At 48.4% G+C, this 23660-nt stretch carries 19 protein-coding genes; 17 read left to right on the forward strand and 2 right to left on the reverse strand.

The window, feature by feature from the left end:
- Nucleotides 1-106: 106 nt before the first annotated feature.
- Nucleotides 107-499, reverse strand: coding sequence for a hypothetical protein (locus AB0L18_RS15515; protein ID WP_367388215.1), 393 nt, complete (start codon nucleotides 497-499; stop codon nucleotides 107-109).
- Nucleotides 500-754: 255 nt separating this feature from the next.
- Between AB0L18_RS15515 and AB0L18_RS15520 the strand changes: the two genes are divergently transcribed.
- The 3 genes from AB0L18_RS15520 to AB0L18_RS15530 are packed head-to-tail and all read left to right on the forward strand — an operon-like array spanning nucleotide 755 to nucleotide 4162.
- Nucleotides 755-2959: a peptidase domain-containing ABC transporter gene (locus AB0L18_RS15520; protein ID WP_367388216.1), complete on the forward strand. Its 2205-nt coding sequence runs from the start codon at nucleotides 755-757 to the stop codon at nucleotides 2957-2959.
- Between the two features lie 55 nt (nucleotides 2960-3014).
- Entirely contained in the window at nucleotides 3015-3575 is a 561-nt protein-coding gene (locus AB0L18_RS15525) for a Uma2 family endonuclease (RefSeq protein ID WP_367388217.1), read from the forward strand.
- 17 nt (nucleotides 3576-3592) lie between these two features.
- Nucleotides 3593-4162 carry a 3'-5' exonuclease gene (locus AB0L18_RS15530; RefSeq protein WP_367388218.1) on the forward strand — a complete coding sequence of 190 codons (570 nt, stop codon included), beginning with the start codon at nucleotides 3593-3595 and terminating at the stop codon, nucleotides 4160-4162.
- 35 nt (nucleotides 4163-4197) lie between these two features.
- Here the strand turns inward: AB0L18_RS15530 and AB0L18_RS15535 are convergent, their stop codons facing one another.
- A complete protein-coding gene (locus tag AB0L18_RS15535) occupies nucleotides 4198-5583 on the reverse strand; it encodes an MATE family efflux transporter (RefSeq protein WP_367388219.1) in 1386 nt (461 codons plus the stop codon).
- A 406-nt stretch (nucleotides 5584-5989) separates the two neighbouring features.
- Here AB0L18_RS15535 and AB0L18_RS15540 point away from each other — a divergent pair, with 406 nt between their 5' ends.
- The 14 genes from AB0L18_RS15540 (at nucleotide 5990) to AB0L18_RS15605 (ending at nucleotide 23651) form a co-directional block, all read left to right on the forward strand.
- The gene (locus AB0L18_RS15540) at nucleotides 5990-6607 is read left to right on the forward strand and encodes a LuxR C-terminal-related transcriptional regulator (RefSeq protein WP_367388220.1); all 618 of its coding nucleotides are present in this window, start codon (nucleotides 5990-5992) and stop codon (nucleotides 6605-6607) included.
- Nucleotides 6608-6745: 138 nt separating this feature from the next.
- Nucleotides 6746-7354, forward strand: coding sequence for a DUF4255 domain-containing protein (locus AB0L18_RS15545; protein ID WP_367388221.1), 609 nt, complete (start codon nucleotides 6746-6748; stop codon nucleotides 7352-7354).
- A gap of 2 nt (nucleotides 7355-7356) precedes the next feature.
- Complete coding sequence (locus AB0L18_RS15550; RefSeq protein WP_367388222.1) at nucleotides 7357-8148, forward strand: hypothetical protein; 792 nt, start codon at nucleotides 7357-7359, stop codon at nucleotides 8146-8148.
- Nucleotides 8149-8192: 44 nt separating this feature from the next.
- Complete coding sequence (locus AB0L18_RS15555) at nucleotides 8193-9653, forward strand: phage tail sheath family protein (RefSeq protein WP_367388223.1); 1461 nt, start codon at nucleotides 8193-8195, stop codon at nucleotides 9651-9653.
- A gap of 95 nt (nucleotides 9654-9748) precedes the next feature.
- A complete protein-coding gene (locus tag AB0L18_RS15560; RefSeq protein WP_367388224.1) occupies nucleotides 9749-11548 on the forward strand; it encodes a phage tail sheath family protein in 1800 nt (599 codons plus the stop codon).
- 19 nt (nucleotides 11549-11567) lie between these two features.
- Nucleotides 11568-11996 carry a phage tail protein gene (locus AB0L18_RS15565; protein WP_367388225.1) on the forward strand — a complete coding sequence of 143 codons (429 nt, stop codon included), beginning with the start codon at nucleotides 11568-11570 and terminating at the stop codon, nucleotides 11994-11996.
- A 13-nt stretch (nucleotides 11997-12009) separates the two neighbouring features.
- Nucleotides 12010-12444 carry a phage tail protein gene (locus AB0L18_RS15570; RefSeq protein ID WP_367388226.1) on the forward strand — a complete coding sequence of 145 codons (435 nt, stop codon included), beginning with the start codon at nucleotides 12010-12012 and terminating at the stop codon, nucleotides 12442-12444.
- A gap of 2 nt (nucleotides 12445-12446) precedes the next feature.
- Entirely contained in the window at nucleotides 12447-12629 is a 183-nt protein-coding gene (locus tag AB0L18_RS15575; RefSeq protein ID WP_367388227.1) for a DUF5908 family protein, read from the forward strand.
- 29 nt (nucleotides 12630-12658) lie between these two features.
- A complete protein-coding gene (locus tag AB0L18_RS15580) occupies nucleotides 12659-13339 on the forward strand; it encodes a hypothetical protein (RefSeq protein ID WP_367388228.1) in 681 nt (226 codons plus the stop codon).
- Nucleotides 13340-13358: 19 nt separating this feature from the next.
- Complete coding sequence (gene vgrG / locus AB0L18_RS15585; RefSeq protein ID WP_367388229.1) at nucleotides 13359-15080, forward strand: type VI secretion system tip protein VgrG; 1722 nt, start codon at nucleotides 13359-13361, stop codon at nucleotides 15078-15080.
- 242 nt (nucleotides 15081-15322) lie between these two features.
- The gene (locus AB0L18_RS15590; protein ID WP_367388230.1) at nucleotides 15323-15613 is read left to right on the forward strand and encodes a PAAR domain-containing protein; all 291 of its coding nucleotides are present in this window, start codon (nucleotides 15323-15325) and stop codon (nucleotides 15611-15613) included.
- A gap of 36 nt (nucleotides 15614-15649) precedes the next feature.
- Nucleotides 15650-16081, forward strand: coding sequence for a GPW/gp25 family protein (locus AB0L18_RS15595; protein ID WP_367388231.1), 432 nt, complete (start codon nucleotides 15650-15652; stop codon nucleotides 16079-16081).
- 59 nt (nucleotides 16082-16140) lie between these two features.
- Complete coding sequence (locus AB0L18_RS15600) at nucleotides 16141-19920, forward strand: baseplate J/gp47 family protein (protein ID WP_367388232.1); 3780 nt, start codon at nucleotides 16141-16143, stop codon at nucleotides 19918-19920.
- Nucleotides 19917-23651, forward strand: a complete 3735-nt coding sequence (locus AB0L18_RS15605) for a hypothetical protein (RefSeq protein ID WP_367388233.1) — start codon at nucleotides 19917-19919, stop codon at nucleotides 23649-23651. The genes AB0L18_RS15600 and AB0L18_RS15605 overlap by 4 nt, the downstream gene beginning before the upstream one ends.
- Nucleotides 23652-23660 lie beyond the last annotated feature (9 nt).

Raw genomic sequence — 23660 nt, forward strand, 5'->3', positions numbered from 1 at the left:
ATTGTTGTGTCGCGAAACCAATTTTCCTGTTAAGGGAAATACTTCTGCAAGGTCGGGGTTTTGTCTGGGATAAAAAAGTTAAAGTTAAGGCGTTGGCTTTGAGCTGTTATTTGTAGCCCACCATTTCTATTAAATAGGCACCATTGTAGCCCAGGTTTCTAAGCTTGTTCTGTAATTGTATCGCTTGCGAACGACTGGTAAAGCTCTCCCTGGATTCTATGACCCATACTTCTTCGCAGGGCCGATAGCGAGCAATGAGGTCTTCGTGGAAAGGATATTCTCGGGGGTCCGTATTGCGTAATATGGCCACTTGCACTTTGTATTCAAGCGTAGGGGTGGTACTGAACTTTGGTAAGGAGGGGCGACTGTTGGCAGCACCACCCTTGCTATAAGTCACAGGAAGCTGGTCACAGTAGGCCGGTCTTTCGTTTTGAGCAGAAAGTTCGAACGTCCAGCCAAATGAGATGGCTATTAATAAGCTGTAGATCAGATGTTTCATGGTATAAAGAACTTGAAGTTGGTAGAAGAAAATACGGGAAACAAACTGCAGACTAATTGGACGATGTTTGGGTTTTGGGTCACCTTTTTATTTTATTGTCCTAACTTGATGGACTATAGACATCAAAGTTAAAGAATAATTGATTCGTTTGTGCCGACAGCGTTATTTTGATACGAGATTCTTGGAATTAAAGAGGAATACTTATCTTGTAAAGTGAGCGCATAAAAATAAGGTGCCCATTATCTTGAATTATTTATGTTTAAGCGCTTTCCATTTTACCGGCAGCTTGATAGCATGGATTGTGGTCCTACCTGTTTGCGTATGGTCGCAGCTTATCATGGGCGCGAATACCCTCTTCCGTTTTTACGAGAGCACTCCTATATCGAAAGAGACGGCGTAAGTCTTTTAGGAATCGTAAAAGCTGCGGAAGCCATTGGCCTGGAGACACACGCTTTTCGACTTCCTTGGGAGTCAGGTGAGGATGAAGCCAGTTTTCAAGACCTGGAATTGCCTTTAATCGCCCATTGGGAGCAGAATCATTTTGTGGTCGTATTCCGAATCACCAGCCGCTACGTATGGGTGGCTGATCCACGGGAGGCAGGTATCAAAAAAATGAGGCACCAGGAATTTATTCGCGGCTGGTGCTCAGTGGGGGAGGAGGAAGGCATTGTGCTGCTGCTCACGCCTACACCTGCTTTTTACGAGCAGGAGGGGCAAGCCGAAATCAGTGGCCCTCTTGGGTTTCGTTATTTGTTACAGTTTGTCAGACCCTATCGCCGGTTGGTGATACAGCTGCTGATCGGTTTATTAGGGCTGAGCGTTTTACAGTTGCTCTTTCCGTTTCTGACCCAGGCTATTGTAGATATTGGTATCAATAACCAAGACCTCGATTTCATCTTTTTGATGTTGATCGGGATGGTGCTTTTGTTTATTGGAGAAGTGACGATCACCCTTTTACAAGGATGGATTTTGCTGCACGTGGGTACACGGATCAATGTCAGTTTGGTCGCACAGTTTTTAAGGCGGGTGATGCGATTGCCAATTCGGTACTTCGATCAAAAGTCAACCGGAGATTTTTTACAGCGTATCTATGACCAACGACGTATAGAGTCATTTTTGACCAATACTTCCCTCTCCGCCCTGTTTTCTTTTACGAGTCTGTTTATTCTGGGGGGCGTATTGTGGTGGTACCATACGGGCATCTTTGTGGTCTTTTTTATTGCTGCTGTACTTTATGTTGTTTGGATATTAGTTTTCCTGAAACGACGTGCGCTGATCGATCATCAACGCTTTCGCGAAATGACGGCCAACCAGAATACCTTGATAGAGTTGATCCAGGGCATGCCAGAAATAAAGCTGCAACAAAGTGAGCACAAACGGCGGATGGGTTGGGTCAAAATCCAAAACCAGCTTTTTCGTACGAATACCCGTTTTTTGAGCCTTACCCAAACGCAGGATACGGGGGCACAGTTTATCAGCCAACTCAAGGACATCATCATCATTGTGATTGCGGCACGCGCCGTTATTGCGGGGCACCTGACGCTGGGAGCCATGCTGGCCATACAGTACATCGTCGGGCAACTCAATGTGCCCTTGCAACGGCTGGTGGGTTTTCTGCGAACGGCACAAGATGCCAAACTAAGTCTGGAACGCTTAGGCGAGCTACAGCAAATGGAAGCCGAAGAAAAGGAAGGCGAGCAGCGCATGGAGGAGCTACCTGAGGCGGCTGATCTGGTGTTGGAAAACCTGAGTTTTGCCTACAGCCCCCTTTCTGGCGATGTCCTCAAAGGGATTGATCTAAGGATACCACACGGCAAAGTGACCGCCATTGTGGGCGCAAGTGGAAGTGGAAAAACGACGCTGATTAAGCTCCTCCTTGGCTTCTATTTGCCCCAGCAAGGTCGCATTCAACTGGGCGACTACAATTTGCAAGGGTACGCCATCAGTGCTTGGCGCCGAGCTTGTGGAGCTGTTCTTCAGGATGGTTTCCTGTTTTCTGATACCATCGCCAATAACATCGCGGAAAGCAGCAGTGCCATAGAAATAGAACAACTGCGAAAGGCCATCAAATTGGCCAATCTGGAAGCATTTGTGCAGGAATTACCTCAGCAATTACAGACCAAAATAGGCCCACAAGGCAATGGCGTCAGCCAGGGGCAGCGCCAACGATTGCTGATTGCCCGAGCCATTTACAAAAATCCTTCCTTTCTATTTTTCGACGAAGCCACCAACGCACTGGATGCTGAAAACGAAAAAGTCATCGTCGATAACCTGGCCCATTTTTTCGCAGGGCGCACCGTCGTAGTGGTCGCTCACCGTTTGAGCACCGTACGCAATGCCGATAAAATAGTCGTCCTCGAAGCCGGACAAATCGTGGAAGAGGGCACCCACGACGAGCTGGTGGCCAGGAAAGGCCGGTACCTGGAATTGATCAGTAACCAGTTGGAACTTGGCGGGTAGAGGAATTGTTTTATAAGGGAGAAAACCGTATTTTTAAAAGAAAAACAGGATAGATATGACATCACTAGCTCCCCAACGCATGAAATTCACGGTTGATAGCTATTACAAAATGGCGGAGCACGGACTATTGGAGAAAGACCGGCAGGTAGAATTAATTAATGGTGATATTATAGATATGAGTCCTATAAATAGTAAGCACGCTCGCATTGTTGATATTGTTACAGAAGCATTAATACTGCATTTCAGTGGAAAAGCTATCGTGAGAGCTCAGAATCCTTTAAGTATCGGTGAAAAATCAGAACCGGAACCTGATGTGCTGGTCGCTAGGTTTGAACATCATCGTTACGGAGAAAATCATCCTGTGCCAGGAGATGTGTTGCTACTCATCGAAGTAGCCGATTCTTCCCTCTCCTTTGATCGCTCAGTGAAAAAGGCACTCTATGCAGAAGCAGGTATCCCTGAATACTGGATCATTAATCTGGTCGACGAACAAGTTGAGATTTTTCTAGAACCGGTTGATGGTCACTATCAGGTAGAGCGCGTAGAACAAAAGTCAAAACTATTCACGACGACCATCCAGGGAAAGAAAATTGTTTTTGAGCAATTATTCGGATAACAAGATTAGCAAGATCCATGTACCTCTTTTTTGATACCGAAACCAACGGCTTACCCAAAAACTGGAAAGCACCCGTCACTAACCTCAACAATTGGCCCAGATTGGTGCAAATTGCCTGGATATTATACAATGACAAAGGAGAAGAGATAGAACGCAATGATCATATCGTTAAGCCAGTAGGATTTAGCATCCCTTCCTCCGCCTCCGCTATTCATGGAATATCAACGGCAAGAGCGCTCGCGGAAGGAGAGGAATTACAGTCGGTGTTGGATGAATTTCACGCCCAGGTAGCACAAGCAAATTACCTGGTCGCACACAATATATCGTTTGATGAAAAGATTGTAGGTGCCGAATTTTTAAGAAGTGGTATGAAAAATACCATCCCCACCAAGCGCCAGGTTTGTACGATGTTAGGGACCACCGATTATGTAGCACTGCGCGGCCCCTATGGTTATAAGTGGCCGAAGTTAAGCGAATTGCACTACAAGCTTTTCGGCACCGGTTTTGAAGAAGCGCACAATGCAGCAGCTGATATCAATGCGACCGCCAGGTGCTTTTGGGAGGCTAAGCGGCGGGGTATTTTGTAGAGAGACCATCGAACAAACAAACCATCTAACCACTCCTAAACCTCCGTCTCCAACCACTTCCCCTGGCGAAATAGAATAAACGCCAGAGCCGTAAGTACCATCTCTGCAATAATGATCGACCAGGTCACGCCCGCTACGCCGTACCCCAAATAGAGGCCCAGGTAATAACCAAGCGGGATTTCAACGATCCAGAAAGAAATGATATTGATGAGCATCGGCGTGCGGGTGTCTCCGGCGCCATTGAAGGCTTGCGTCAAGATCATACCAAAACCATAAAGGGTGTAGCCCAGCGCAAAGATCTTCAAAGCAGTAGTGCCTGCTGCAACGACGGCAGGAGTATCGTCGAAAAACACAATGAGGTGAGGCGCGAACAAGAGGTACCCAATAGAAATAAGCCCCAAAAAAGCACCAGCCATCAGCGCCGCTAGTTTTACGGAGCGTATGGCTCGATCAGGTTCTTTTGCTCCTAGATTTTGTCCTACTAGCGTTGCTGCTGCATTGGACAGGCCCCAGGCTGGCAACAAGGTGAAAATAATGAGGCGGATAGCAATGGTGTAGCCAGCCACAGCTTCGCTACCAAATTTGGCGATGATCCGCATCAAGAAAATCCAGCTGGCGGAAGCGATCAGGTATTGCATTGCTCCTGAAGAAGCAATTCTTCCGAGCCGTTTGAGGATGGCCCCGTCGAGCTGCCAGCCGCCGCTGCGTAATTGAATAGTGCCGCGACCACCGAAAAGAATGTAAAGCTGGAACGCCACGCCCAGGCCGCGCCCGACAGTAGTGGCTACCGCTGCCCCCGTAACGCCCATGGCCGGAATGGGCCCGAAACCGTGGATGAAAATAGGGTCGAGAATGATATTGATACCATTGGCTATCCAGAGCGCGCGCATGGCGTAAGCCGCATCTCCTGCCCCGCGGAAAATACCATTCAATAAAAAGAGGAGCATAATCACCGCATTGCTGCCAAAAAGTAGTCGGGTGTAATTTTTACCCGAAGCGATCAGCGTTTCACTCCCTCCCATCATTCGCAAAATATCCTCGGCATAGATAACGCCAGGTATGCCCAGTATCAGGCTCACACCTATGGCCAGGAAAATGGCTTGCTTGGCTACGCGCGATGCACTGGCATGGTCTTTTTGTCCCACATAGCGGGAAATCATCGCCACCGGTGCGGTACTTATCCCAATGGCAATGGCATAAACCAAAGTAATGACCGACTCTGTCAGGCCTACCGTAGCTACGGCATCCGGGCTCACCTTGGCGACAAAGTAAGCATCTACTAATGCAAAAAGCGACTCCATGGCCATCTCCAGCACCATCGGGATACTGAGCATGACAATGGCTTTTTTTATCGAACCTGAGGTGTAATCGTATTCGTCACCGCGGAGTGCGGCGCGGAAGAGTTGGAGGAGTTTGTTCATGGGGGAGGTTGGTCGCCGATAAGGTAAACCCGTTTTGTGTTTGCAGTAGTTGGTATCTAAGTACGAATCAATGGGCAAAGGTCTACTTTTACAGGAATAGTTCCTAGATTAAATAATATTTATCTCTTTTCTAATGTTTTTATTAAACCAACTACTTTTTGCGTATACTACTGCATTGAGTAACCCTTCTGAAGCATTCTTCCCCCTACGCTTCTGTATGCACTAACCCAAGAAAGGTCTGTTTTTGATTTTTGGTAATGTCGAAAATTATTATTCCTCTGTAACGAATTGTGTTCGGCGGGTAATAATAATCGTATAGCCGTAATGCATCCCGATAGAAGTTTTTGGGCAATCACCTAAAACACTTTTTGATCGGTATACCCGTGCACCCTAAAACTATTATACCATGTCTACTCCTATCTATCTTTTGGGAAAAAGCCCCTTGGTTCTCCTTGGCCTGGAAAGTGTTTTGAGCGATACTTCTTTCAATTTTCAGCGAAGTTTTTTACTGGGAAAGGAGGAATTCTGCCCGAATTGTTCGACAGACTTCTTGCTCTTTGTTCAATTAAAGGAGGAGAAAGATGGTCGCTTTACTTGTCTGAAAAATTTAGTTAAAAATTATCCTTTAGCTCGTCTTATTGTACTGCACGATGCGACAGATGTGAAACACATTAAAGCTTGTTTCCGAATAGGGATAAGTGCTTATCTATTATCGAGTATTTGTGCAGCGGATGTTCGACAGGCAATCCAGGCTGTTGCCAGTGGGCAGACTTACCTTGATCCCGTTTTAAGTCAGTATTGGGCGAGCCAGACGATGGGTTTAGGTAGCGAAAATTTAGCACTCACCCGACGGGAAAAAGAAGTACTTGACTTAATTGTAGAAGAGTACACCACCAAAGAGATTGCCCAACAGTTGTACATCAGCCCCTGTACGGCAGAAACCCATCGGATGAATATTATCCAGAAAATGGGCGTCAGAAATACGGCCGGCGTCGTCCGCGAAGCCGTGCGGATGGGTTGGTAGTGCTTCTCATGGAAAACCACTAGATAGATAATTCCGGGTTTTCCTCGATGTTTATTGTATTAATTACCAGCAAATTGTGGGAGTCTTAGCACTTGTGTTGAGTAGCTTTTTTACCTGAACCTATTACCTCATTAGCTCATGCCAACAGTACGCGATACCATCGCCGATACTTTATCGATCCTCAGGCTGACCCTTGAAAACGGGCTGAATGGTATCGAAACCAATACTGACGACGCTGTTGAACTTAATAACATTGCCTTTTGGGATGTGGCGAGCACAGACCCTCGTGCCGTAGGTAACAGTATTATCGTAACTCTAGTCAAAACAGAGGAGGAATTTGCGATGAAGAACCAGCCTGCTCATCGCCGAAATCCGGTTACTGGCGGCTTGGAATACGTCAATCCTCCAGTCTTTTTAAATCTCCACGTACTCTTCACGGTAAATACCCCGAATTATGATACTGCGCTTACCTATCTGTCCAGAATCATCGGCTTTTTCCAGCACCAGCGTGTTTTCACGGAAAACAATTCCGCTATTCCCAATGATGTCAATATTGATACCTTTCACTTCAATGTGAGCATGTTGTCTCCCTCGTTGGAGCAGCTTAATCATTTATGGGGGATTTTGGGAGGAAGGATGTTGCCTAGCGTATTGTATCGGTTCCAGATTCAGCGCATTGAATACATTGACCAGCCTGCACCTGCACCACAGATTGAGACCATCATTGTGAACGAACAACTGTATTAGCAATGGGCTTCATCATCAAATATCAGCGGGTAATTAAGCTACATTTTTGGCAGTATCATTGGTTGCTTAAGGGAGCAGATGTACTAGTTTTGCCTCCGTCTGGGAGTACACAAGCTGTACAAGAAAGGATCATCGCCTACGATTTGAGGAATGTACTCAAGATCAACCTGACCTCCGCTTCACAAAGAGAACTGGATAAAAGAGGCCTGGTTTTCAAAGCAAATACCACAGGAGCAATTATCGTAAGCAAAGATGGTTACACGGAAGTGGATGCTTCCTACCGACTCAGTTTTGCGGTAAGCTTGATCGATCCCCAGTGGCCCTCCTATACCGTAACTGGTGTGAATGATATTCAAAACCAGATCTTTCATCTGACTAATTTCGGTCGGGTGCCTGCTGCTAGGACCTTATTAACGGACGGTGGAAACAATACCCTACGCAGCACTCATTTTGTCCCCAAACAGGGCCGAGTGGTTAGGTTGCCACAGCTGGTAGCTGGAACGGCTACTACGATTGATGTATTTGACGCACTAAGTAACGTAGTTACTCCGGTGCTGAGTTTCACGTTTCCGGCCATTACCGGACAAACGGAATATGAATTGGACTGCCGCTCTTTGCGCGAGGGCCTTTACCGTTTTGCGGGCGGCAATATCACGCCTGCTACCCAATATCTCGGCCTAGAAAATGAGCCTGCACTGATCGGAGTAGTAGACTTATTTACCAAGGATTGGGATGGAGCGGGTAATCCTGCTCAAGAAGGCTCGGAGTATGATATTCGGCTTGCAAAGCCTTAAAGTATTGAAAACTGATTTTGCCAAAACTCATAAATATCTGATATATGCCTACTAATTATGCTATTCCCGGCGTGTACGTAGAGGAAATTACCAAATTCCCTCCAGCCGTCGCTCAGGTAGAAACCGCCATCCCGGCTTTCGTTGGCTATACGGAACGCAGGCTAGACGCCAACGGTGGTACCCTGGCCCAGGATACACCGGTGCGAATTTCCTCCATGACGGAATTTGAAACACGGTTTGGCAATGCCCCCGGACTTACCGTTGGAGAGGTACGCCTTGATGCGAGCAATAATTTCCTGGGAGCTACCATCAGTACCTTGTTTTATTTGCATCATGCGGTGCAGATGTTCTACGCTAACGGCGGCGGAGATTGCTACATCGTATCGGTAGCGGCGGCCCCTGGCTTTAGCGGAGGATATGTTTCTGGAGAAATCCTGAGTGGCATCAACGCACTTGAGTTAGTAGACGAGCCTACCTTGATTTGTTTTCCGGATGCAGCAGGAAAAAATGATGCAGGCATATCCACTTCTCTACAAGTGAGGGCACTCGAGATTTGTGCGGAATTGGGTGACCGATTTACGATTTGTGATACGCTCTTGGGGGACCCACTAGGAACTACCTTTCGCAATGAAATTGGTATTAATAACCTCAAATACGGAGCGGCTTATACCCCTTGGTTGGAAGCTACCTTTGCTAAAAATCTGACTTTTAGAGAATTAAGTACGGGCATTTTTACCCGTAACGGGGTGAGTGGCCTGGCCTTAGAAGCACTCACTACGGATACTACTACGCAAACACTGATCACGACTTACCGCACCAATTTGGGGGTAGAAACGGAAGCAGAACTTGCGGACAGGGAGCAGGCGCTGCGCAATAATTTTGGCTTGTACAAAGCGATCGTTGCAGCGATCAATGGTTTACCCCTTTCTATGCCTCCTAGCGGTGCGATTGCTGGTGTCTACGCGACGGTAGATCGTAATCGCGGTGTATGGAAAGCCCCTGCCAACGTGAGTCTTAACCTGGTTGCAGAACCAAGCTCGGGTTTTACCCAAGGGCAATTGGCCAATCTGAATATTGATCCCGTTGCTGGGAAATCGATCAATGCCATCCGGACATTCACCGGAAAGGGCGTGCTCGTTTGGGGGGCTCGTACCCTGGCTGGTAACGATAATGAATGGCGCTATATTAATGTTCGACGCTTCTACAATATGGTCGAAGAATCGGTGAAGAAAGCAGCTGGACAATTTGTCTTTGAACCCAATGATGCCAATACCTGGGTGCGGGTACAGGGAATGATTGAAAACTTTCTGACCCTACAGTGGCGGGCTGGCGCCTTGCAGGGGGCAAAACAAGAACACGCCTTTCAGGTAGCCGTAGGCTTGGGAAAAACCATGACTGCTGATGATATTCTGAATGGCCGGATGATCGTACAGATTGCTATGGCCCCCGTGCGGCCTGCTGAATTTATCATCTTGCGCTTTGAGCAAAAAATGCCGGAAGCATAGCTTGACTTGCACCATTTGGCGAAAGCCGAACTTAATTATTGACCCATTTTATTGATTCTTCATTGGATACGATAGACTAAAAAATCCTATTGACTATGCCTAATAACTATGCGATACCTGGTGTATATGTGGAAGAAATACCAAAGTTTCCACCTTCGGTTGCTCAGGTAGAAACCGCCATACCCGCCTTTATTGGCTATACCGAAAAAGCATTGGATACTTCTGGCAACCCTCTGGCCATTAATACCCCTGTGCGTATTACCTCTTTTACAGAATTTGAGACGCGTTTTGGTTTAGCACCTCCTTTAGAAATATTGCAGGTTCGTCTGGACGCTGGTGATAATTTCCTTGGAGCAGATATCGATCCTACCAATGAATACTACTTGCACCATGCCGTTCAGTTGTTTTATGCGAATGGAGGTGGAGATTGCTATATCGTATCTGTTGGCCCTTATGCAACAGCTGCACCTTTAGCTGATGAAGCCCACTTTACGGCTGCTGGAGCAGCATTGGAAGCGATTAGTCGTGTAGACGAGCCTACTATTTTACTTTTTCCGGATGCGGTCTTACTTTCTGATACGGAAATGGGAAATGTTCAAAAAGCTGCTTTGCTGCAATGTGCCAACTTGCAGGATCGTGTGACGGTGTGTGATTTAAAAAATGATAGTCCGGCAGACCTCCAGGATATTGTTGATTTTCGCCAGCAGATAGGCATCAATAACCTTAAATATGGCGCTGCTTATACTCCCTGGATTGAGGCATTGCTGCCCAAAAATATCAGTTATGCTCAGCTCAATGGGGCCATTTTTGTAAAAGCGGGAGCTTTACCAATGGTCGATTTGGCTACTATCAATACCGACACCGATATCGCCAATGTCCTCAATAATTATGACCTGGTTTTGGCCATTAATGCCCTCGGGACCGTTGGGAGCCTGCGCTCCAATATCAATGATGAATACGCCAGCCTGCTTTTGATAACGGACTACGATACCGTCAATATGACGAGTGCGCTGGACGGTGCGATCACCGCAATGGATACCGCAGTGGCGGGCTTGGTGCCAGCTCCAATTCCTGCTATGCCAGCCAATTATACCACTGCGCTTACCAATCTCCAAGCAGCTATAACGGCTTACGAAGCACTGACCATTGGTAGTACGCCTGCTGAAATAGCTACAGGTCGTGCAAATTTAGCAACCGCGATGAGCAACTACCTCAGTTTTGTAGGAACAGCGGCGGTTGCTGATGCTGAAGAAAATTTACGTGCCGTCTATCCCATCTATCGGGCGATCATTGCGGGTATCAACGCCGTTCCGCTGGCTGTGCCTCCAAGTGGTGCGGTGGTAGGAGTTTACGCCGCGGTAGACCGTACGCGTGGCGTATGGAAAGCTCCTGCCAATGTGAGTCTCAACCAGGTGGTTGGGCCTACCAAAGCCTATGTGCAATCTGCTTTAGCCAACCTCAATGTTGATCCTTCGACCGGAAAATCCATCAACGCCATCCGCAGCTTCACGGGCAAGGGGACGCTTATCTGGGGCGCAAGGACGCTGGCTGGCAACGACAATGAATGGCGCTACGTAAGTGTCCGCCGCTTTGTGAATATGGTGGAAGAATCGACAAAAAAAGCCACTGAACAGTTTGTTTTCGAACCCAACGATGCCAATACCTGGGTACGGGTGCAGGCCATGATCGAAAACTTTCTCACACTACAGTGGCGAGACGGTGCCTTGCAAGGTGCCAAACAGGAACAAGCTTTTCGGGTTGCGGTGGGTCTTGGCAAAACCATGACTGCCGACGATATTCTTAATGGTCGGATGATTGTCCAGATCGCTTTAGCGATCGTGCGGCCGGCCGAATTCATAGTGCTTCGTTTTGAGCAAATGATGCCTCAATCTTAACCAACAAAATCTAAACAATATGGCTAATTACCCACTTCCCAAATTTAGTTTCCTCATCGAATGGGGTGAGGCTCGCTTGGGATTTACCGAAGTCACGGGCCTGGAGCGTTCCGTTGAAGTAATTGAATACCGGGAAGGTTCCAGTAAAAGTTATTCAAAACTGAAAATGCCGGGGATGGAAGCACTGGCTAATGTAACCCTAAAACGGGGCACCTTCGCAGGCGACATCAGCTTTTACACCTGGTTCAATACGGTACAAATGAATACCGCCGAGCGCCGTGATGTGATCGTTAAGCTGCTCAACGAAGAAAACGAACCCACTATGGTTTGGCGTTTGGCCAACTGTTTTGCCGTCAAATACCAAGCTTCTGAATTGAAGGCCGATGGCAATGAAGTCGCCATCGAGACCCTGGAGATTGCCCACGAGGGCTTAAGTATGGTCAGCTAATAACCCCGTAGCCATGGCATTTTACCCACCGGTAGGTTTTCATTTTGCAGTCCGTTTTGGCATCAGCGACCAGGATAATGACACTCGCTTTCAGAGTGTTTCCGGCCTGAGCGTTGAGTACGAAACAGAAACCATTAACGAAGGTGGTGAAAACCGCTTCGTTCACGAGATTCCTGTACGTACCAGTTATAGTAATCTGGTACTCAAACGAGGAATGATGGTCGACTCAGCGGTCGTAAACTGGTGCATTGATGCTTTTGAAAACCGAAGCTTTCAACCTACGGATCTACAGGTTATTCTCCTCAACGAAAATCACGAACCCCTGCGCACTTGGAGTGTGGTAAGGGCCTGGCCCAAACGGTGGTCGGTCAGCGATTTTAACGCAGAAGACAATAGCATCGTCATTGAAACACTGGAACTCAGCTACCGCTACTATAAACTCCTATAATCATGCCCGTAGAAATCAGAGAATTGCACATCAGGATCAATGTAAACGAACAGACGCAGGCCAATAATAACGCCGCTTCGGGTACAGAAAACACCAGGCAGGAAATTCGCAAAAAGGAAGATGCACTGGTGGCGGAATGCGTAGCACAAACGCTGAATATTCTCGCAGAGGAGAAGGAAAGATAAGTACGGTGTAAGAAGCAAAACAACAAGCTATGGATATCCTAGGGAAGTTAGAAAAAATGAAGATACTGGCATTTAAAGACAATGCCTTTAGTAAGCCGGCTTCACCAGCTTCCTGGCCCGTATTGGTCAATCCAGAGTCCTATGCAATGGATTACAAGATTGAATACAATACGGATGCCGCACCGGGTAATGATGGCACTTCCGCCAAATATACCCGTCACGACCCGGAAGAGTTTTCTTGTGATTTGTGGTTCGATAATACGGGGATTTTGGATGATACCCCGCGCCTGGATATCTATTCGGAAATGGATAAGTTTCGGAAGTTTTTGCTCGATATCGAAGACGAAACCCACGAGCCCCGCCACTTTATGATCATCTGGGGAAAGATGATTTTTAAAGGGAGAATCACCGGATTGCAGATTCAGTACAAGCTGTTTAAGCCAGATGGTACGCCCATTCGTGCTATGGCTACCGTGAGCTTCAAAGGAAGTTTTGACGACTTGTTGAGATTGGCAAAAGCGAACTTGCTCTCCCCTGATCTTACTCACAAGCGGGTGGTCAGAGCGGGAGATACTTTGCCCAATTTGTGTGAAGAAATTTACGGAAGTACCGCCTACGTCACCCAAATAGCAAGGATAAACAACCTGGCAAGATTCCGACAAATACCAACAGGAACCGAATTGTATTTCCCCCCATTTGCAAAACTTTAATCACGTTTAAAACGAAAGAATGCCCAGCGATAGAATTATACCAACCCCTGTAGCGCCTTCCGTAGCAACGTTTACGGTGCTTTCGGCGGGTACCGAAGTGCCCAGGGAGTTTCAGGTCCTGTCGATCGTGATCAACAAGGCGGTTAATCGTATCGCAACAGCAACGCTCCTTATAAGAGATGGAGATCCGGCCGCCCAAACCTTTAAGGCTAGTGAAGAGGACTACTTTGTTCCTGGAAAGGAGTTGGAACTAAAAGCAGGCTATCAGGGTACCGAAGACAAAATTTTTAGCGGAGTTGTCGTGAGCCATGCTATTCGGGTTCGCGATCAACGCTCCGTACTGGAAGTGGTGTGCAAAGACCCTGCTTTTAAAATGACGCTCAGCCCGGAGAACCGCTATTTTCGGGAGACTACCGAAAGTGATGCTATAGAAGATATCATTCGCGCCAGTGGGCTAACGGCAGATGTGGAAACCACCACGGAAACAAAAGCAGAGATCATTCAATACCATTGCACCAACTGGGATTTTGTCCTCACGCGAGCAGATGCTTTGGGGAAGATTTGTATCACGGAAGGCGGAACACTCAGCGTAAAAGCACCCAACCTCACCCAAGCCAGTGCGCTGACCTTGAGCTACGGCGGAAACTTGCTGAGTCTGGATCTGCAAATGGATGCTCGCAACCAGTTTAAATCTATCCATTCCAAGGCCTGGAGCATGCCGAATAGCGAACTCTCGGAAGCGGAAGAAAGCACTTTTGCTGCACCAGCGGCTGGTAATTTGACCGCTGATGATTTAGCCGGTGCGCACGGTGTTGACCCTTTACAGCAACAACACGGAGGAAGTGTCACGGAAGCAGAATTGCAGGAATGGTCGAAGGCTCGCCTGCAAAAAAGCCGCCTGGCCCGCATTCGAGGACGTGCGCAATTTCAAGGAATAGCCAGTTTGGAAGTAGGGCAATTGGTAACGCTGCAAGGAGTAGGCGACCGCTTCAATGGCCAGGTTTTTGTATCCGCTATTCGCCACGAAATCAATAATGGCAACTGGCTCACCAATGCCGAATTTGGCTTGGATGACACCTGGTTTACAGAACGCTTCAAGGTCACCCAGCCTCGGGCTGCGGGAATCATCCCCCCGGTAAGCGGCCTGCAAATCGGGATCGTCACCCAAATTCATGATGATCCTCTGGGTGAACACCGGGTGCAAATACGCTTACCACTTATCAGTACGGAAGACGATGGCACCTGGGCACGTGTAGCTGTTTTGGATGCTGGCGATACCCGAGGGAGTTTCTTTCGCCCGGAAATTGGGGATGAGGTGGTGGTGGGTTTCCTCAATGATGACCCTCGTTTTCCGGTGATTACGGGGATGCTCAATAGCAGTACCCGCCCAGCACCATTGGATGCCACGGAAGACAATCACGAGCGAGGCTTCGTTTCCCGTTCGGGAATGAAATGGCTCTTCAATGATGAACACAAGAATATTTTACTGGAAACGCCTGATGGTAACCTCATCGATATTTCTGGTGAAAACCAATCGATCACTCTGGGTGACCAACACGGAAATAAAATTGTGCTCGATAGTAATGGAATCACGCTGGAGAGTATAAAGGATATAGTACTTAAAGCCTCCGCTAATCTGGAAGCAGAAGGCATGGCTGTGAAAGTTGATGCCCAAAGTACGGGCGAATTCGCTGCCAGTGGAACGCTTACCCTCAAAGGAGGACTGGTTCAGATTAATTAAAAGGTGAGGTTTACCTTTTGTGTATTACCTGAAAGGAGACTTCGTGAAAGCTAAACCTCACTGTACTGGGTACTTGGTAGAAGGTAAAGGGATTTTGATATCCTAAATTCAACATTATACCAAGTACCATGTACCTCGTACCATGTACAGTGAGGTTTTACTTCGTAGCTGCTTCGCGGTGAGGTACCCAGATTGCTAATAATGAGGTGATTAGACTCAAACCTCACGTTAAAAAATAAACTATGCCACCTGCTGCTCGAATCAATGATATGCACGTTTGTCCGGCTGCCAACGGTACGGTACCACACGTGGGTGGGCCGATCATTCCCCCTGGCGAGGTGACGGTGCTTATTGGAGGCTTTCCGGCCGCAAGAGTAGGAGACCAGGCACTTTGTACCGGCCCGCCGGATGCGATTGTAGCAGGGAGTGGTACCGTACTGATTGGCGGAATGCCCGCCGCAAGACTAGGCGATAGTACGGCCCATGGCGGCAGCATTGTCATTGGCTGTACCACGGTATTGATTGGAGGATAAGCACTTGCTTATTAATAAAACAAGAAAATTAAAGAGATGGAAGATCGTAAGCCAGCCACCAACTTCTTAGGAACGGGATGGAGTTTTCCTCCAACCTTTAGAAAGGCTTCTCGAGGAGTAAGCATGACCACCGGGCAGGAAGATATCGACCGGAGCCTGGAAATTCTACTTTCTACTGCTTTGGGAGAGCGGGTCATGTTGCCCAACTATGGCAGTAACATGGAAGAGCTCCTGTTTGAACCTATTGACACGGGCTTACAGACCTTGATTTTTGACCGAATCAATACGGCTATTTTGTATTACGAACCTCGCATTGAAGTAGAGGATATCCTGCTAGATACGGAACGCGTAAACGAAGGAGTGCTCATCATCACGATTGCTTATCGGGTGAGGGCGACCAATTCGCGCTTCAATTTTGTCTATCCCTTCTATTTAACGGAAGGTTCGCAGGTGGACAACCCGATATAAGTCCTAGACGATGCGCCTAACCATTTAATCATCTGCTTACCCTATTATTCGAAACTCCTATGCCTAGTAATTGCAACGATATCCGGAACGACTACCGCCTCAGCCACGGCGGAACGGCCCAGAGTGAGCGGCAGCCGCTGGCGCAGCAGCCGGACTACGTACAAGTGGATGAAAAAACCTTCGCCGATTGGATTGTCTTTGTTCGGGATTATGCGCGTTTTGTTCAATTTTATAATAGTGCAGACACCCCGGAGGGCGATTGGACCGATTTTTGGACGGCTAATCCTGCGATCATATTGGCTAATCTTGCCGCCGCTCCTATCGATGATTTCCGAACCGCCAGCAGGCAATTGTTTATTGAACTGCAAAAACTGGAATACCAGGACGGTAGTGCCGCCAGTAACTTGCATTTGCAACAACACCTCAATCAACTCTTTGACCTTTTTACCAACTTAAGCTGGCAGCTCGATCGCCATATACGTCTACTACCACAGGGCTTGCCCATCAAGGAGGTACTCCGGAACCGGGTGAATAAATACCTGTCTCCTGCCCTGCAAAAGTGGATCGCCTGGCACAAACACGCTCAAGCAAGTTTGTTGGATAATGGGCAGACGACATTGAGTCCGTCACTCGCTGGAATCCGTGTCTTGGGAGCAAATTTGCTGCCCACGGAAGATTTTTACACGGCACCAGTTCCTGAGACTTTGTTCACCGATGATTGGTTACCAAATGGCGCTACTGATTGGGCGACTTACTTAGCTGGTATACCAGCGGATGCTACCATTTTTGGAACAGATCCTACGGTAGCCGCTTCTATCAGTTTTGCCGTCCGGCATTACTTTTTTACCAGCGTTTACGAGCAATTTCTTCAAGCTTTTGTTCTGGCCATCAAGGAAGCGGAAAAGGCTTTGGAATCATTATTGTACAGTTGGAACAAGCACGAACCTCACTTTGCGCTGTTTCTGGCGTTTTTGCGGCTATTGGCAAAAGAGCAAGCTTATCTCAATACCCTGACGGACCGCCACCTTCGGTTTTACTACGAGCGGGTTTTGCGTTTGAAATTCGCACCAGGAAAACCACCCAAAACATTTCTTACGGTGGAGTTGGCCAAACAGGTAGACCAACATTTGCTAGCAGCAGGTGTAGCCTTTAAGGCAGGAAAAGATGCCACCGGGCAGGAAATTATCTTTGCCGCAACGGAAGACTTTGTTGCTAATAAAGCTAAGGTGACGGACTTGAGAAGCATTTTCAAAGCACCAAATAATGTAGCAGAATACCGCTTCGGTGACCCTGAACGCCCCATCTATAAAACCCGCGACCGGAACCGTTATTTTGCAGCTCCCGTAAGCAATTCTGCAGATGGTTTAGGGGAAGAAGAGCTGACCAGTGCCGATGGCCGTTGGCATCCTTTCGGGAATAAAGAAGTTGGAGATGATGCGACGACCTGGGACATAAAAATGCCCACTGCTCGGATCGGTTTTGCGATAGCTTCCAATTACCTGTATCTGAAACAAGGGAGCCGTACCATCATCCTGAAGTTTAACGGGAGTGGCATGAGTGCGCTGGAGGGTGTCAAGTTTCGACTAAGCCTAACGACCGAAAAAGGCTGGTATGAATGTACGATTGCCGTTGATCAAGATCCTGGAGATGGCCGCTACCAATTGAAGTGGACCATTGATGGCGATGAACCCGCTATTTTGCCGTACCAGGCGAAAATTCACGGTGGCGCTTTTCAAACGGATTTTCCGTTGCTGAAGGCGGAGTTGGTACACGAAAACAATGTAGAATTTCCATACCAGGCTATTAAAAACCTAAAAGCGGCCAGCCTTTCCTTGACGGTAAATGTAACGGGGAAACGCGATATGGCCCTGAGCGGTAGTACTGGCCCTCTGGATGCCAGCAAGCCTTTTCATCCCTTCGGGCCAGCACCAGGTGCTGGTTCCGTGTTTATTCTTGGCGATAAAGAAGTTTTTCAGAAAGCATCCGTGATCAGCCTTAAGCTGGTTTGGAAGGAGAAAAAAGGGACTAACTATTATCAAGATACAGTTAGTGGATCATCAGCGAGTACCCAACTAAGCACTTTGGTGAGTGGAGCCTGGTCGGACACAAGTAACAAAGATATCCTGCCCAGTACCACGACCACCGCTGTTCAACTCTCGGCGGATAATGGCAACACTATTGCGCTAAGCACTAACAGCATCATTACCCCTGATTTTTCCAATAATCAACCCTACTCCAATCAGGCGACCAGCGGTTTTCTCCGGTTCTCCCTGAGTGGTGATTGGGGGCATGCGAAATACCCGCTTGCGCTGGCGGCTTACGCCAAGGGTAACGGAACCACCCCGGCGCTACCCAAGCCCTTATATGATCCCCAGTTGTTGGATGTAGAGTTGGATTACACGGCTACGCAAGAGATCACCTTGAGTAATCCAAATACTTACAATGGCTTGACGGCAGCATTTTTTCATTTGCATCCTTTTGGGGAAGCTGAAAAACAACCAAGTTCTGGACCAACCGCTTTGCTGCCCTTGTTGGTGAGCCAGTACAATACTTCTACCCCTGATGGCCCTGTGAATAATGTAGGGAAGGATGGCGGAGAATGGTTGATCGGGGTAGAAGGATTGCAGGCGCCACAGGTGCTTTCGCTACTCATTCAGGTAGCAGCAGGCACTGCTGACCCTTTGCTGGCGAAGCCCAAACCTCACCTGCGCTGGTGGTACCTGCGCCAAAACGAATGGGTACCTTTTACCGAAAGGGAGGTAAGTGATGGTACGCAGGGCTTGTTGCAAAGTGGGCTGGTACGGCTAAGTATTCCTGCGGATATTAATGAAGACAACACCCTCCTGCCTGCCGGTAAAGCCTGGTTGTGTGCCACTGTTGAGACGGCGGTAGATGCGGTCAATCAAGTGGTTGGGGTATTTGCCCAGGGGATGGCGGTAGCCATGATCGATAACCAGAATGATCCTCAGTTAGGGGCTTTGCCCTTGCCCACAGGTACGATTGCCAAGTTGCGCGAAGCGGTAGGAGCTGTTAAAAAAGTAACACAGCCTTATGCTACCTACGGAGGCAGTGCAGAAGAATTGCCAGAAGCTTATTATACCCGTACGAGTGAGCGTCTTCGTCATAAAGATCGCGCGATCAACATGTGGGATTATGAGCGCTTACTGCTTCAGGCGTTTCCCCAACTTCATAAAGTAAAATGCCTTAATCATCTGCGGTATGAATCGGGGAGTCCCCAACCCATTTACCGCGAACTGGCACCTGGGCACGTAACCATTGTAGGCATCGCTGACCTGCAAAACCAGGGCGCTGTTGATCCTCTGCGCCCATACGTGAGCCTGGCCGATTTGGAAGCCATGGCCGCTTTTTTGAAAAAACGAATGTCTTGTCAGGCTAAGTTACACGTACGGAATCCCATCTTCGAACCGGTTGTCGCCAGTTTCAAGGTGCGGCTTTTTGATGGTTTGGACGAAACTTTTTACAAAGAACTTCTCAACCAGGAAATCCTGAATTTTCTCTCTCCTTGGGCTACAGGCAGCGGCTCTGAGATCGAATTTGGAGGCGAAATCCACAAGTCCGTACTGGTCAATTTTATGGAAGAACGACCTTACGTCGATTACGTCGAAGACCTGATTTTGAACCATACACTGGATCCACTGCAACGCAATGTAGAAATGGTACGGCCAACCAAGCAGGTAGCGATCCTGGTGTCGGCACGCAAACACGACATTGAGATCATCAACGGAACCACCGACAACGAATGGACAGAAGACTGTGGCTGCCAACCACAGCTAACCGGAGTACCCAATAAAATCATCCTAGATAATCGAGACGCATGAGTGATTCGACCTTGACCATATTAAAGGATCCGCAACTGCCACCTGCGGAAGATTATCGGGCGCTGCGCGCCGAAGGCTTTGCTGCCGTAGAGGAGCTGGGCAACGAGCAGTGGACGGACTACAATGCGCATGATCCGGGTATCACGTTGATGGAAGCATTGGCTTACGCAATCAGTGAATTGGGCTATCGTACGGGGTTTGATATTGCGGATATTCTCACTGAACAAAGTGGCTATATCAGCTTCCGGCAGGCCTTGTTTACCGCTCGACGAATACTGACGAATAACCCTGTTACCGTCAACGATTTTCGCAAAGCCCTCATCGACCTTCCCCGCTTGCGCAATGCCTGGCTGCTGTGCAAGGAGTGTGCCTGCGAAACTACGATCTACGCAGAATGCAAAGACAGCCAGCTTTACCATGCCCCACAGTGGCGATTATTGCCCAAGAACCTGATGGTGCAAGGGCATGAACATCCCGTCTTTGTCAAAGGATTATACGACGTTTTACTACAATTAGAAGTGGATGCAGAGCTAGGTGATTTGAATAACCGCAAGCTTCTACAGACCCTTAATATTGATATTGGCGAGCCGGATTTAGCAGCATTGACCATCGAAATCCGCTTTCCGGATTGGGCCAAAGAGCAGCCGGAACTGTACGCAGCATTTATCTCCACCGACCCCAGCTTTGTGCTGGCCGCCGATAGTGATGACACCCTGAACGAAGGGCAACCCACAGATGAAGGTATTCGGGTAACGCGCTTTTCCCGCGACCGTACCGCCAATGAAGAAGTCACTACTGCCAATCAGGGGCTTATTCAGGGCTGGCGCAATGTCTTTTACCTGGATTTGGTCATTCCTTTTCAGGTAAATGGCAACAACCATAACCTGGAATTGAACCGCGTACCCGTGCGCTTCTTCTCTCCTCGCGAGGGTGTCAAGCGAGTTTTGAATGTGGAGGATTTGAAGTCTTTTGTTTTTGAAAATGCTGCCAATGGCGGCTTGATAGATCGTTACCGGCGAAAGTTGCTGGCCGTAGAAGCAGCAGTAGGAGAGGCCCGACACCAGTTGCACCAATTACGCAACTTGGGCGAAGACTACTGCCGTATCCAAGGCATCCAAACGGAGGATGTCGCTTTTTGTGCAGATGTAGAACTCACCCCTGATGCGGATATCGAATTTGTGTTGGCTAATATTTTCTACCTGATTGAGACGCACTTCAATCCCAAGGTACCCTTTCATACCCTTTCGGAATTGACGGCGGAAGGTTTAGCAACCGAAGATATATTTGTAGGCCCCGCGTTAGAAAATGGATTTATCAAAGAAGAAGACCTGGAGGCGGCACAGCTGCGTTCTGTTATTCACATCTCTGATTTGTACAATAAATTGATGGACATCCCTGGCGTCATCGCTATTCAGCAGGTGCAGTTTACCCGCTACGACGAGGAGGGGAATCCTATCATGCCTTCTCATAGTTGGAGTATTCCTATTCGGCCTTTGCATATTACACAACTTTACCAGGAAGCCTCAAGGGTCTTGTTTTACAAAAACGGCTTGCCTTTCCTCGCGAGGATGGACGAAGTACGGGCGATTTTGGCCCAATTGCGAAGTGCCGACATCGGTGGTAAATTGCCTTTGGCGGAGCGTGATTTCCCCATCCCCGTAGGCGTATATCGTGATCTTGTGAGTTATGAGCCAGTGCAGCATACTTTACCCATGACGTATGGTATTGGTCCCATAGGCTTACCGCCGCGTGCTACGGATGCCCGCCGTTCGCAAGCCCACCAATTGAAGGGGTACCTGCTGCCATTTGAACAACTACTGGCCGATATGACGGAACAGCTGGCGCACGTTCCCGACCTCTTTTCCACCGATGAAACGGTAGACCGGACTTACTTCTCTCATTTCTTTGATGCCGCCGCAAGTCCGACAGAAATAGCAGATTATTCAGATTTGGTCACGCCTCTGGCAACGGAAAATAACCTGCGGGAGATTACCGAGTCGGCAGCGGTTTTTCAGGACCGTCGCAATCGGTTTATAGATCACCTCCTGGCCAGGTTTGGCGAGCAATTTCGGGATTATGCCCTGATGCTTCACGCGAATGAAGACCGGATACCCTTTGCTGCGGATAAACTTATTCGGGACAAGATTCGCTTCCTGCGCTTTTATCCAAGGATCAGTGCTGACCGTGGCCGAGCCTTTAATTACCGCTACGACGGGCGTTGGTGTGATCCGCGCAACCAGGCAGGGATTAGTGACCGTATTAGTCGACTGTTGGGAATGGAAACACTGCGGGCTTATTTCGCAGTAGAAATCACCAATAACCAAGGGACTTTCGAAGCGAGCTTTACCCTTACGGATACCCGTGCGAATGGAGCAGGCTTGTTGCTGGAAGAAGTGAACGTAATTACTGCTACCACCGGTGAAGCTGCGGAAGACCTTACCTGGGCGCTGATTGGAGATATTATCGCCAATAGTACCACGCCTGGGCGTTACGGCACCGATGGCAATGGCGACCCAGTGCTGGAAGATGAAAACGGCGTGCCGCTAGCTATGCTGGCAAGCGGTATAGTAGCAGCGGATGTCATTGCGTTTACCACCGATATTTTGGCTAAAGAGCGGCTGTTTCCAGTAGAGCATTTGTTGCTCCGCCCGGTATTTCCGGGGAGCCCTTTAATGCCCGTTTGTCTACCCGATGATTGTACCCACTGTGGGGAAGAAGATCCCTATTCTTTTAGGCTGACCTACGTTTTACAAGGAAGCCTGGCCCCCTTTAGCTACGATATTGATTTGCGGCAATTTGCCGATCAGACCATTCGCAGAGAGACACCATCTCATTTGCTACCCAAAATTTGCTGGGTAGGTAACCGAACGGTTGAGAAAGATGAGTGCGCTCCTGTTCTGTCTCGTTTAACCGCTGTTTTGCTGCCTTTCTTTGGTGCCGAAGAGGAAGCCGCCGCTTGTAGTTGCGCAATGGAACTTTACGATGGCTTCGATGAGCTGTTTCAGCCTTGGATGGAGAGCCGACTACTTGACTACCGACCTTATGGCGCATGGGCACAAGATTTGCGGATACTTTTTGCTGATTTGCAATCGACAGATTTTCCTTGTTTGGGAACCGATGAAGCCTGGGATACCCTCCATGATCTTTTGCTGGATCACTTCGTCACCCTGGCGGTGCAAGCCCACCAGTTTGACCGCTTTGAGATCGCCTGGTGCAACTGGTTGGAGGCAAATAACCCTTTCTTATGGCAACCACTCAATGCCCAACTGCAACGCCAAACCGAGCTGTGGCTGCAACGCACAACGCAGCAAACGAACAATTGCCAATGCGCCGAGTTGCTGCTGTCTTATTTCGGCGACCGTTTCCGGAATTGGATCAGCGACTTGGTGGAGGAAGAAGCTGATCTGACGGACCTACCCACCTTGGTGAGCCGCATTGAAGCTGAGGTATGGGAGCTTTTTCGCAGTGATTTAGCGACCGCCCTGAACAACGATCCCACATTTTGCCCACTTCAGGGGCTTGATGTAAATGATGAACGCTGGGAGGAGCTTCTCCAAAGTTGGCTGGCTTACTATTCCGAGTGGATAGTTGTCGCTTACCGCCACGAAGTACTCCTTCGAATTTTTTCCGACCTGACCAGTATTTACCCGACAGCTACCTTGCACGATTGTGATGATGGTAGCGATGATAATCCTGTTCGATTAGATAACACCATTCTTGGTACCCTCTAAAGCCCTCAA

It is taken from the genome of Lewinella sp. LCG006, assembly GCF_040784935.1.
In the GTDB taxonomy this organism is placed as follows: Bacteria; Bacteroidota; Bacteroidia; order Chitinophagales; family Saprospiraceae; genus Lewinella.